At 34.1% G+C, this 12,554-nt stretch carries 13 protein-coding genes; 2 read left to right on the forward strand and 11 right to left on the reverse strand.

The window, feature by feature from the left end; genetic code table 11:
- Window positions 1–13 precede the first annotated feature (13 nt).
- From KI338_RS10140 to KI338_RS10190, 11 genes are all read right to left on the reverse strand, one after another.
- The gene (locus tag KI338_RS10140; RefSeq protein WP_212920887.1) at window positions 14–346 is read right to left on the reverse strand and encodes a MazG nucleotide pyrophosphohydrolase domain-containing protein; all 333 of its coding nucleotides are present in this window, start codon (window positions 344–346) and stop codon (window positions 14–16) included.
- Between the two features lie 256 nt (window positions 347–602).
- On the reverse strand, window positions 603–1,067 hold the full coding sequence (locus KI338_RS10145; RefSeq protein ID WP_306345311.1) for a DUF4825 domain-containing protein: 465 nt from the start codon (window positions 1,065–1,067) through the stop codon (window positions 603–605).
- Window positions 1,068–1,265: 198 nt separating this feature from the next.
- Window positions 1,266–1,535 carry a 30S ribosomal protein S14 gene (gene rpsN / locus KI338_RS10150; RefSeq protein ID WP_212920889.1) on the reverse strand — a complete coding sequence of 90 codons (270 nt, stop codon included), beginning with the start codon at window positions 1,533–1,535 and terminating at the stop codon, window positions 1,266–1,268.
- Window positions 1,536–1,756: 221 nt separating this feature from the next.
- Window positions 1,757–2,668 carry an NAD(P)/FAD-dependent oxidoreductase gene (locus tag KI338_RS10155; protein WP_212920890.1) on the reverse strand — a complete coding sequence of 304 codons (912 nt, stop codon included), beginning with the start codon at window positions 2,666–2,668 and terminating at the stop codon, window positions 1,757–1,759.
- Between the two features lie 154 nt (window positions 2,669–2,822).
- Window positions 2,823–3,224 (reverse strand): Rrf2 family transcriptional regulator, encoded by a 402-nt coding sequence (locus tag KI338_RS10160; protein WP_212920891.1) that lies wholly within the window; start codon window positions 3,222–3,224, stop codon window positions 2,823–2,825.
- A 298-nt stretch (window positions 3,225–3,522) separates the two neighbouring features.
- Complete coding sequence (locus tag KI338_RS10165) at window positions 3,523–4,239, reverse strand: dihydropteridine reductase (protein WP_212920975.1); 717 nt, start codon at window positions 4,237–4,239, stop codon at window positions 3,523–3,525.
- A 182-nt stretch (window positions 4,240–4,421) separates the two neighbouring features.
- Complete coding sequence (locus KI338_RS10170) at window positions 4,422–7,721, reverse strand: ABC transporter permease (RefSeq protein ID WP_212920892.1); 3,300 nt, start codon at window positions 7,719–7,721, stop codon at window positions 4,422–4,424.
- Window positions 7,718–8,410: an ABC transporter ATP-binding protein gene (locus tag KI338_RS10175; protein ID WP_212920893.1), complete on the reverse strand. Its 693-nt coding sequence runs from the start codon at window positions 8,408–8,410 to the stop codon at window positions 7,718–7,720. The genes KI338_RS10170 and KI338_RS10175 overlap by 4 nt, the downstream gene beginning before the upstream one ends.
- 14 nt (window positions 8,411–8,424) lie before the next feature.
- Complete coding sequence (locus KI338_RS10180; protein WP_212920894.1) at window positions 8,425–8,982, reverse strand: TlpA family protein disulfide reductase; 558 nt, start codon at window positions 8,980–8,982, stop codon at window positions 8,425–8,427.
- Window positions 8,982–9,539, reverse strand: a complete 558-nt coding sequence (locus KI338_RS10185) for a MauE/DoxX family redox-associated membrane protein (protein WP_212920895.1) — start codon at window positions 9,537–9,539, stop codon at window positions 8,982–8,984. The genes KI338_RS10180 and KI338_RS10185 overlap by 1 nt, the downstream gene beginning before the upstream one ends.
- The gene (locus tag KI338_RS10190) at window positions 9,536–11,341 is read right to left on the reverse strand and encodes an ABC transporter ATP-binding protein (RefSeq protein ID WP_212920896.1); all 1,806 of its coding nucleotides are present in this window, start codon (window positions 11,339–11,341) and stop codon (window positions 9,536–9,538) included. The genes KI338_RS10185 and KI338_RS10190 overlap by 4 nt, the downstream gene beginning before the upstream one ends.
- Window positions 11,342–11,454: 113 nt before the next feature.
- Between KI338_RS10190 and KI338_RS10195 the strand changes: the two genes are divergently transcribed.
- Both KI338_RS10195 and KI338_RS10200 read left to right on the forward strand, forming a co-directional pair.
- The gene (locus KI338_RS10195; protein WP_212920897.1) at window positions 11,455–12,009 is read left to right on the forward strand and encodes a hypothetical protein; all 555 of its coding nucleotides are present in this window, start codon (window positions 11,455–11,457) and stop codon (window positions 12,007–12,009) included.
- A gap of 64 nt (window positions 12,010–12,073) precedes the next feature.
- Window positions 12,074–12,232 carry a hypothetical protein gene (locus tag KI338_RS10200; protein WP_212920898.1) on the forward strand — a complete coding sequence of 53 codons (159 nt, stop codon included), beginning with the start codon at window positions 12,074–12,076 and terminating at the stop codon, window positions 12,230–12,232.
- The last annotated feature ends 322 nt before the right edge of the window (window positions 12,233–12,554 follow it).

Below are 12,554 nucleotides of genomic sequence, written 5' to 3' on the forward strand. Positions count from 1 at the left end.
TTTTAGTTTAATGCTAATGTACCTTCTTTTGTAGTAGTAAAAATTCTTCTAAGTTTGGTGATTGATTATATTTCATTGCGGCTTGCTTATCCTTTTTTATAATGGCCTTTGTTAAATCAATATGATTTATACTTGCAATGGCCACAGCGTAATGTATAACATCAACTAACTCTTTTTCTAAAGAAGTATCCCCTTTATTTTCCTTTCGCCCTTCCAACTGGTTCAGTACCTCTGCTACCTCACCAATTTCTTCTACTAGTTTCATAAACAAAGAAGATGAAGTGCGTCCTTCTTTATATTTTAGTGCTAGGTAGCTCTGTAGCTCTTGAAATGTTAGTTGCTTCATATGAGTCCTCACTTTTAATACTACTTTTTCTTTTAACTAGTCAAACAATAGTTTTCTTTATTCTATAGTTTCGAACAGCCTGTTTGGAAGCTTGATGATTACGCACATTGGTTTAGCAACATCTGAATCCGCGCACTGTTTTCACCTTCGTCTAAAATAAATTAGTTCGACAAATACTTCTCCCTAATCTAATATCCCTTACTAATCATTGTTAAATTAGCCTACACTTCGTACTATAGGAGTTCAAAAGCAACCTTTACTTGAATAGCTCCCCTGCTTTATTTTTTTCTTTTAAATATTCTTCTGTAAGTTTTCGCAGTTTTTCTTCGTTATCAAATTTACTTAATTCTTTTCCGTACCATGCTTGGAGATTTTCTTTTGTTATTTGATATTCTTGGTTATCAAAATTAAATGTTATCCATTCTGCATTTTGAACTAATGCAAATAAAAACGTAGCATTATATATCGCTGTTTCTTTATAATCTTGTTCTGATGCTAACCAATCATAATTTAAGATTATTCCATACGGTTTCTCTTTTGTTTTCAGTTCAAAACCTTTTAAATTCTCACCACTTCGCAACTGATTTGCAATGTTTCCTACTGCACTGTTATCCCCTACAAATGAATCTTTAAATTGAAATATATCTTCGTTTTTATTGTTCGAATTACATCCATATAAGAAAATCACTATCGTTAATGAAAATAACATTAATTTAATCATTTTTCCCAATTGGATTCCCCCTTTTTTGAATTGTCTATACAAATTTACCATACCATTTATTTATTTACAAAGACAGATTTCACAAAAAGATTAAGTACATAGCTGTTTTATCTGCCACTTATGAAAGTCATCAACATTGTATGACTTGTTGATATGGAGGAGGGAAATAGCAAGATACCCACTTAATTGTACATTTGCTTACCAGCTTGATTTCTTTACTCCGGGAATTTGTCCATTATGGGCGTATTCACGAAAGGCAATACGAGACATTTTAAACTTTCTTAAATAGCCTCTTGATCTTCCAGTTAGTTCACAACGATGATGTAAACGTGTAGGTGATGAGTCGCGTGGCAGTTTCCTTATTGCATCATAATCACCCTTTTCTTTTAATTCCTTCCGAAGCATCGCATATTTTGTCACTATCTCTTGCCTCTTTTTTTCCTTTATAATCTTAGACTTCTTAGCCATTTAATATTCCTCCTTCACTTTAGTCATTTAAAATGTAACCATTACACTTTCTATCAAAAATTATGAAATCGCTGAAAAACTCATGATTGCTGTAAATGCATTCGCTCAACCATTAACGAAGTAGTAGTTGCAGTTTTGAGAGGCACAAAGTTCGACACTCCCGCTTTCTATCCCTCTTTTTACCAAATCAATACCCAAAATAGACTTTGATATATGTCAGATTAAAATCTTTCATTCGTAATATCTGTATTTACGGCTACAGCTGCCTTGTTACCTTCTGCAGCTGCAATCATTAATGAAGATGGTGCTGATCGTGCAACCTCCCCAGCAACATAAACATTTTTCTGTGAGGTACGGTTAAAATCATCCGTTACAACTAGTCCATTTTCTTGTAGTTGGCAACCAAGGTGCTCAGCAAATTGATTTGGTCGATAAAACGATGGTGCAATGAATCCACCCTTTCTATTGATTTCAAATCCTGAGGTAAACACCACCTTTTGAAGGTAACCACTTTCCCCATATAAATTTTTTATTGGTTCTGTGATAACTGAGATGCCCTTCCGATCAAAATCATTCCAAATATGCTGAGATATTTTGTGACCATTGCTTGCAATTACTAAATCATTAGACCAATTACTAATTAATTTTCCCATATGATAAGCTGCATCTTCATATTCCGCGATGACAATTAGTGGTTGATCTCTTAATTCCCATCCATCACAATATGGGCAACTAAACAAGCTCTTTCCGTAATACTTACTGATTTCTGGAACCATAGGATATTTTTCTTGTATTCCCGTAGCTAGAATTATCCTCTCAGCGAGATACTCTCGTCCCCTAGAGGTAACGGTCTTGAACATTTGATCACTTGTTTGTTTTGTGACCTGTGTTACCGTTTCTTTGAAGAATTGAACAGATGGATACTTACCTAGCTCAGCTATTCCCAAATGCCTAAACTCTGCTGGGCTTACTCCATCTCGCGTTAGGAATCCATGTGATTCTTGAGTAACCTGGTTTCTATTTGTTCCATTATCAAATAAAGCTACATTTCTACGTGATCTTCCAAGTATTAAACTTGCACTTAATCCTGCAGGTCCAGCACCTAAAATTACACAATCAAATACTTTTTCCATTGTTAACCTCCTAATTCAAATTTAGTTACAAATATTTTGTTAGTATATTTAATTACAGATATAAACACTCTCTAATATCCGTTATTTACACAAAAAAATAACGATTGATAAAAGGGATTATTCATACAATAATACAGTCGAAAACAACCGTGTTTTAAAAAACGACAGTTGCTTTCTTAGCAAGATCAGAAATTTTATGCTGCCTCAACTCCTCCTCCATTTTTTCCTCTGCTGAAATCATTACCTTTTGAATCAGGCAATCGGGATTATCGTTCAAACAACCGCCGAATAAAGATGCAGATCCTTCAATAGCATGAATGACATCAAGAAATGAAATGCTCTCCCAATCTGGTTTTAACTTATATCCACCGTTTGCGCCAGTGGAGGATTCAATCATTCCTGCTTTGACCAGCTTAGTGAGGATTTTAGACAAATACGTCGGCGAAATATCTTGCTGCTCTGCCAGTTGCTGCACGCCCACACGTTGATTCGGAGTAGCAACTGCAAGATGAAGCAGAATGTGAAGGGCATAGTTCGTTGCTTTCGAGTATTTCATTTCATTACGCCTCCTTTAAAGACCTTTAATGTCTATAATATGACTCATAATAACTATTGTCAAACTCTTAAAATTGTAAAATTACAATGTAGATTCTTTATTCAACCCCATTATTCTTCTATAAACGAAACAGCCGTATCTATTCTCAACGAAACTGCAATATAGCTTTACTAAGCCTAATAAAAAGAGCGCATTACCTTGTTTTAGGTTAGCGCCTCTTAACTGAACGGACTCTAAGATAGAGCATTACTTAACCCCTTGATATAGTTCATACCAATCATGATACCAAGAAAATATTTTATAACGTTTCAACAATTGATAAAAAATCAGGCAGTGCTTTTTCATGCTTATCAAGCATAATCTGTTCTGGCTTAATGCCCTGTTCATACAGTACTTCAATGTTCTGAACTAGGAACTCGTCGCTACCGACAATATAGAAGAGTCCATCCTTATCTGTAGCAAGATTTTTCACTTCTTCATAGTAGTCTTTACGGTTATCAACGAACTGTGATGTGAAATTCTTGTCAGGTGCTGATTTAAAAATATTTGTAAATAAGAAGTCTTTTGATGAATCGATATTTAAGGAATGAATTTGATTGACGTTGTCAGCACGTTCGAAATAATCAAGTACAAGTGGACGGAAAGTTGCCAGGCCGACACCTGATGATAACAAGTAAACATTTTTGTTTTCTCTTTTAAGCGGGACATTCGAATGCGTTTTAAATATCGCAACTTCATTGCCGACCTCAAGATTTCTTAAAATCGCCTTAAATTCAGAGCAGTTCTCTCTGATGCGTGTTGTGATACCGATTAAATTTTCGTGCGGCAAAGTAGATATCGACATATGGCGAATCAAACTGCGGTTTGGTTTATCTCCCGCATTGAAACCTTCTAGTGCAAAGTGGGTGTGGGAACCTTCTTCCCATATAAAGTCTTCCGGACAGTCGAGCAGGTATGTTTTAACTTCAGCCGTTTCTTCAATAATCCTATTTATTTTAGTCCAGTATATTTGCATCATATATTCTCCTTACTCAATTATATGTATCGTTACTATTTACTATACAATAAGTGATAACGATTCTCAATTAAATAAGGTAATTATTTCGGGCTCGTAATCTTTACCATCAAAATAAAAATGGTGCAATACCATAGAGAGCACCATTTTTTTTGATCTTGCCTACTATTTTTTAACGTTGATCATTCTTCCAACACTTTCTCAGTACGGTCACCTTCAAACCATACTAATAGCCCAAACCCGAAACCTGTACTTCTTAATAAGAGCCCATAATCTTCCACATCTTCAGGTACAGAAAAGTCTAATATTGCTCGCATCTTCCCGTATAGCAATTTTTCATCCTCCCAGTCCTCAACTTCAAGAATCGTTACATTAATGGGGTAATAGCGTTCCTCATCAACTAGAATTAAGAACTCTTTATCTGGTCTCATCCTATATCCCATATCGTCTAGGTTTTCAAAATAGAATTCTATTGAAATATTCTTCATTCCTTCTTCTGGTTGTGGTTGTTCGCTTTTGATTTCTTTTGCGTAATAAGAAAGTATCGAATTTCCCGTATCCTTTATATCTTCACCTTCATCTAATACCTTATAGTACTTTTCATCTACAATATCATCTCTGCCCCAGCTGGAATCATTTCCCAAAAGTTCTTCCGATTCCTCTGGAATTTCATGATCTACAGATGTCTCTACACCAATCTCCCCCTCAGTTGGGCTAAATTCCTGCTCTTTGCCAACTTCTGGATTGGTATATTCGATATTTGGAGCTACCTTTATCATCGTAAATAAAAATGTTCCAACTAATGCGATGGCTGTAAAAATAACGATAAGCTTCATCCGCTTTTCGGTTACCTTTCGATTAGAATAGATTCCACCCATCCCTTGATTCGGTACAATCTGGACTGCACGTTCTGCCGGGAATACGGTTCCAAGTAAACCAATAATGACAGGAATTAATCCCGTAGCTAAGAGGAAGCCTATTTCTTCTGCAGGAAAAGAACCATATAATCCCCATATCATAAGGAATGCGATAGTAAGACCAATCACCGCTGCAAACAGGCCACTGAAGAGTCCCTCTGCTAAAATTAGCCTACGAATACTCCACCTTCTCCAGCCGATTGCTTGAAGTAACGAGATTTCTTCTTTTCGCTCTGATACATTTTGCCAGGTAATTTCTGCTGTTGTTAGTATCGCTATAATTAAGGATACAATAATAGCTACGTAATGTGCTGGCCCAACCTCTAGTGCTACGTACTCTCCTAGCAACGACGTGTACATAATTCCTCTTAAACGGAAGGTAATATAGAGGAAAATAGCTAGGAGAGCAGTTGGCAATGCAATTGAAATTACTGATAAAATGCTCCTCTTCCATTTCCCAATAAAGTGGTTAAAGGCCATGCGATTGATCCCTTTAGCCTTAAACAACCGTTTACTGCCACCCGTTATTTCCCCTGTTCGCATTGCTTCATAAGGAGAAATATTTTGTGTTAATAGCATTGGAATAATCGATCCAAGCATATATACGATGAGTCCAAATAATCCAGTCCATACAAATCGAGTTAAGGAAATAGTTCCGTCACTCGACACATAAACAAATGCCAACATCATCCAAGAAATTAATGCGACAAATAACCCAATTATGCTAGATTCCAAGAATAACAACCGACTTAACTGACTTGGCCGCCAACCTACAGAAAGAAGGACAGCAAATTCCTTTCTTCTCGCTAATAAGCTCACTATTCCTGAAGCCCATACATATACGACTGCAACAGCAATAACACTCGCCACAACTCCAGAAAAACTAACCTTGGTCTCTCGAAATATAGAAATAGAAGACCCAATATTTACCCAAGGTTGTTGAATCCAACCAAGGTCTTTTTCACCATTTAAGCCTGGCACATAGGTTAATGCCAGTTGCGGAGAAGAACCTAGCGTAATGTCGGTAATTAGTCCAGTTCTATTCTCAATTTCAGCAGCTATTTGTTCCAATAATGTTTGACTTTCATCACTCATATCAGTAACTCCAGCTACTTTAATCCGAATTGCTGAAATTGGTTCATCACCTAATAACATCTCTGCTGCTTCAATAGTAGTTAACATGCCAGGAGGATCTGTTAAGAAGCTATAGGGATCACCTGTAGGCTTTAATTGTTTTGGTGGATTGATTGGATTACCCTCTTTATCCATCACAAACTCTGCTGAAGCAGGACGATACGTTTCCATCGGCAATTCAGTAGTAGGATCTTTTGAGATTTTTAGATTACTTGGATCATAAAATCCTATCCAATTCGGCTTAATACGAGGAAGATCCACAAACTCCTCCGCCATTAATACAGGCTCTCGAAAGGATTCCTTATTTCGATATATTCCTATTGTATCCTCTCCATTTTGAACAGGGACTGCTTGATAGGAATATGGCCATCTTTCCGCGTAAGGGCTTGAAATTTCGCGATATTCCAATGGACTTGGTCTAAATACAATACCTGTCACATTTTCATCAATTGGTGACCGTAATTGACCTTCTCCTACAGATTCCTTTTCTTCTAAATCTATTACCTCACCTGTATTCCAATCCACCCCTGTCATCCGGCTAACAAAGGTTTGGAAGGTTTCCTCTCCAGTCACAGAGAACGTATCAATTACTTCACCTTCTACAGTATCTAAATAACTATCTCCCCCTTTTTCTTTTACCTCTTCCATTATGTCATTCGCATTGTCTAAGTTAATGGAAATATGAAGACGCTCATATGTAATGTTTTCTATTTTTTCCACAAACGAGTTTTGATTAACAATGATAGGAAATTCGCGGAGACCACTAGCCTCATTGAAATAATAGGAATCACTATCATCAAAATACCTACTCGTTCCTAAATCCATAATTGCTTCATCCAGCCCAACTAATTTCGCTTCTTGTTCTGGATCTATTCCAGCCAAGAGAGATTCTCCACCTACAATATATTCAGTAAATGGTGCACCAACACCATATTCTCCCCCTTTATTGATAATGTCCCAAACCTGGTTAGGGAAGTAGTAATTGCTAGATGCAACTTCTTCACCTATTCCATTATTTATAGTTTTCGTAGTCTTTCTTCTATATAGACCTTCTTCAGGTAATTCAACCTGTCCAAAATTCACTTGATAATCCGCATACCCAATCATCGCAATCGGTGCAGCGACTTCTACACCAGGTATATCCTTTATTGCTTCATATTGTTCAACACTAATTCCCCCACTTAAGCCACTCAAGTAGTTTGGTTCTAATAATCTTTTCTCTTCTGTAACACTTCTAGTACCTTCTGGTCGAACCACAATATCATACGAAGCTGACCACCTTTGTTGCAAGGTGTCTACAACGGTACCTTTATTTGCTTCGGACAGCCCAATTAAATAAGTCAAACCCGCGCTAACAATAAAAGCACCGATAATTAAGAGAATAAACCGTTCCTTCCGCCTCCACCAATTCTGCCATATAAAGCGAATCATATAGAGATACCTACTTTATCGGAAAGCACTACCCCATCCTTCATAGTAATGATACGATTTGCTTTGGCGGCTAAAGCTGGGTCATGAGTCACAAATAAAACACCACACTCTTCTTGTTCATTTAATTCTTTTAATAATTCATAAATCCGCTCTCCTGTTTCCGTATCTAGATTACCAGTAGGCTCATCTGCAAGTAACCAGCTCGGTTTATGTATGATTGCACGGGCAATGGCAACTCGTTGTTGTTGTCCTCCTGATAATTGGGATGGAAGTGAATTCATTTTATCCTGAAGCCCGACTTGTTTTAGGACTTCTTTTGCACGTTCTAATTTATTGTATGGGACTTTTCTTGAAAACAATGGGGTAAGGACATTTTCTAAGGCAGTTAAAGTAGGCAGTAGATGAAATTGTTGAAAGATGAATCCTATTTCTTGGAAGCGAAAGTCTGCTAATTTACCTTTACTTTTCTTTAAGATTTCTTCAGCATCGTAAGTGATTACACCCTCACTTGGACTATCTAGAGTACCAATAAGACTTAACAAGGTAGATTTGCCAGAACCTGATGGACCGATAATAGCGGTGAATTCTCCTTTTTGAAATCTCAAATTGACATTTTTTAACGCTATCGTTTTTGTTCCATCTCCTTTATAGTATCTCTTGAGATTCGTACATTCTATACGGCTGATCACTATCATATTCCCCCTTAAACCGGCATTGAACTTCTCACGTTTTTCTCGTTTAATAGCATATTATTAAGAACATTAATATTCTTAATATAATTACTTAATATAATAGTACTACTTTCATCAATAAGTACACCGTGAGGTACATTTCTTATAAAATATAAAGAAGTAATCTGATTAGACCTTATATAAATAATGCTATCATCGAGTTGTTTAGTAATATGATCATCGTTTGATACATTGTCACTATTAATTAGCAAAAAATTAATATCATAATCTGAAGAAATACTATTTATATCTGCCAACAAAGATTTACAAGTTGGACAATTAGTATTTATAAAAAGAATAAGGGTTCTCTTCTTACTAAACATCTCTTTTGAAATGACTTTCTCCCCAGTCTCACTAAATGTTCTAAATGAAGGTGCTTTTTCTCCTATATCTAACGAGTCTAGTTGGATCCCTTTTATGCTTTGTATTTGCTTCAAAAAGTTACTATTATACTTTAAAAAAAAATACAAAATCCCTAATTCTGCAGTTAATAATAATAATACTATGACTAATACAAAATCATTCCACATTATTTACTAACCCCCAAATGAAATACTCTTAATATTTTATCTAATACTTTCTTGCCAGCAATAAATTCTTTAATAATAGCCCAAATCATGATCAGACATATTGAAACAAATACTGTAAATGATGCCTCATAAAAAGTTAATTGGGTAATTGTATATTCACTATTTATAAAAACCAACAAATATACTAAGATTAAAAAAGCGTTTCTTATGACGAGCCAAAAATTCAAATTGCTACTTTCAAGAATACTACCACAGCCGCAAGAAATATTTACATTCCCTCTAAATAGATTAATCACTATTGCTACAGTATAAACAATTATTAACAACAGAAATACAAGTAAATTATAATAGTTTGCTCTCATTAATAGTAAAGAAATGCAAATAAAGTATTCAGCTACTATCATTAATACTGTAAGAGGTTTTATCAAGGAATCTTTAACTATTCTATAATTCTTAATTGTATCGATATGAGTATTCCAGTGTATAATCTTATCCGTTGCTGTTAATAAAAATATCATTACAATTATTATGGATAAAATATTAGTAAGATAAATCATGTTAATTGGACCTCCCCTTTACTAGTATCTGAGTACCACTGTTTCTGATGTTCATATAGGGTAAAGTACTCCCCTTCTAATTGAATTAACTCCTCATGGTTTCCCTTTTCAATAACTTCCCCCTCCTTTAAAACTATAATTTCATCAGCAAACTTTGTTGCTGCTAGTCTATGCGTAATATATACAATTGATTGGGTATCTCTAGAATTATTAAACAAAGACTCGATTAATTGTAACTCACTATTTGGGTCAAGTGATGCTGTTGGTTCATCTAAAAATAGAATATCTCCATCCCGAAAAAGAGATCTGGAGAGTGCTATCTTCTGCCACTGACCACCTGATAGTTCATTCCCTTCTTCAAACAGTCTACCTAAAGAGCTCTTGTATTGCTGAGGTAAACCTATGATGTAAGAATGGATACTAGTTCTAATTGCAGCTTCCTTAATTAAGTTATAATTATTCATTTTATCAATTCTACCTAACCCAATATTTTCTTTAGCTGAAAACTCGTACTTATTAAAGTCCTGACTTAAAACCGCAATACATTTATGATATGACTCTAAATCCAATTCTTTTATGTCAATATCATTCACCTTTATAAAGTTATCCGTAAGATATAAACCTGTTAAACACTTTAATAAAGTAGTTTTTCCTGAACCATTCACTCCTACAATCGCTATTTTTTTTCCCTGTGGAATATTGATATTAATATCTTTTAGTGCATATTGTTTGGAATTAGGATATTTAAATGTTAAACCAGAAACTTCTAAATTAATAACATTCTCAATCTTTTTCCGTGAATTTATATTAATCTCTTTTAAATTTAGAAAACTTTTAAGATCATTTATTAGAAAGCTTGATTCATAGATTTCCGATAAAGAATTAGTAAGGGTATTCAGTATCCCTTGTATTTTTTGTATAGATTGTAATATTGCAACAAAGCTTCCTACCAGAACTACCCCTCTTACGATTAAGATTATTGCGAATAAACCAGATACCATATAAACAATCATTTGAATCATTTGAGTTATCATTAGCCACTTACTCTGACTAATTAATATTTTTAGATTCTTTAGTGCACTAGTTTGGTAACTGCCTACCCATTTTTTAATGATATAATCCTCTATTAAATTCAGTCTAACTTCATGTAACGATTTAGGATTCTTAAGAAGTTCCTCTATATAATGTTCTTTTCTACCAAATGGTGTTAGAAATTTAAACAACTCATACTTTTTTCTTCCAAACTTAAACTGAACTATAATTAAGGGGATCATTCCTACTAAAAGCAAAGGTCCAAACCACCAGCTGATTGTAATAAGGTAAAACAGAATACCAATTAAGGAGATAAAATTAGACGAAAAATCGATTCCACTAGTTGTCATTTTTATTATTTTTATATCATTTGAGTTTATTCTATTCAGGTTATTTTGAAAGTCATGGTCTTCAAACATTTCAAAGGGTAGTACACGTTGTTTGCGAAACAAAATTTTCTTAAAATCTAATTTAAAAATATCTATCATTTTTTGTTCTACTATAAGCGAAACCTTTTGTAAAAAGAATGTTAGCAATGTTATTAACACTTCTAATACGAAATAAAATAGAACACCACTGATATGTCCCCTATCGTTAATGAAATTATTAACATTATTTATTAGTCTTTCTGTGCACCATATTAAACTAACAGGTAATGTAGCTAATAATAGCTTAATGACTACCAAAATTATTAATTGCTTTTTGCAAAACTTCCATGTTAGTTGATTGGCATAAATATATGATTTTAAAATTGTTTTCAACATCCTCATTGATACTCTTCCTTATACTTTTATTATTTTGAAACCCTTTACAGTTTATACTATATATAATATAATTGAAAATGTAAATAATTTAGAATATTTAAACCAAGAGGGGTTTGAAAATGCTTGTAATTAATATTTTGATAGGAATACTGATAATTTTTTCACTTTTATTTTCATTTCTACTCTATAAAAGGTTAGTAAAGTGGAACTTTGAATACAAGATTTATTTAGAAAGATTAAAAAGCCACAACCAAGAAAGTAGTGATATAAATCATCCTTCACTTGGTAAATTGGCTCCAAACTTTAAGGCGTTTTCAAAAAAATATAATACGAGAATAACTCTAGAAGGTATTATTCAAGATGATCTTGTCCTGGTCTTTTTGAATACTGACTGTATCTACTGTGATAATAATTTGGAAATATTCCTTGATGTGGCCCGTAACTATCCATCATTTAAATATGCTGTGGTAATGGATGAAAGTGAAGAGGCGGAAGCTGATATTTTATTTAATTTATATGAAAAGGATGTAGAAGTACTTATTGTTAGTGAACAGACATTTATTGATTATAAAATAGCCTTTTTACCATCTTTTGTTCATTTAAACAAAGAGTATGTAATAGAAAATATTACACCTATACCTACTTTTATATTTCTAGGTAGTCAATCAGCTTAATCGAATTAATAACTTTAGGTATAAAACCTAAGTTATATAATTTAAAAATAGGGAGGTGAAAAAAATGAGACCTATTTGTTCAGATCCTAATTTTATGACTTCATATTACTATTGCGCGTATGATGAGATGTGCTTTAGAACAGAACGAGCAAATGCACGTTATCGCAGAAGAACCGATCATGGAGATGTATGTGATGATGTAGCAATAGCATGCCCATGCTAATATTAACTTTTAGTCAGATAGTGTCTTAGGGACTTCTTCTAAGGCACTATCTATTCACTATATTTGTTAGTCGTTAAAACTTACTAAGTTAAACTTACAAATTAGAAAGAATAAACATAATTCGCATTTAAAAACTATCGTATTTATTTGATCTTCTCTTGACTTTTCCCACTTCTATTATAATTACCCCACTCACTTTACTACTTCCAAAATAAAAGTTTTTTCCCAAATCACTAAATAAAACAGCACTTTTTATTACCTTTGTGTCTTATAGGTGTTAAGTTATTTTATTCCCACTAGAGAGGTGGGTATATTGATACTA

The organism is Ornithinibacillus bavariensis, from assembly GCF_018333235.1.
GTDB classification, from domain to species: domain Bacteria; phylum Bacillota; class Bacilli; order Bacillales; family Amphibacillaceae; genus Ornithinibacillus; species Ornithinibacillus bavariensis.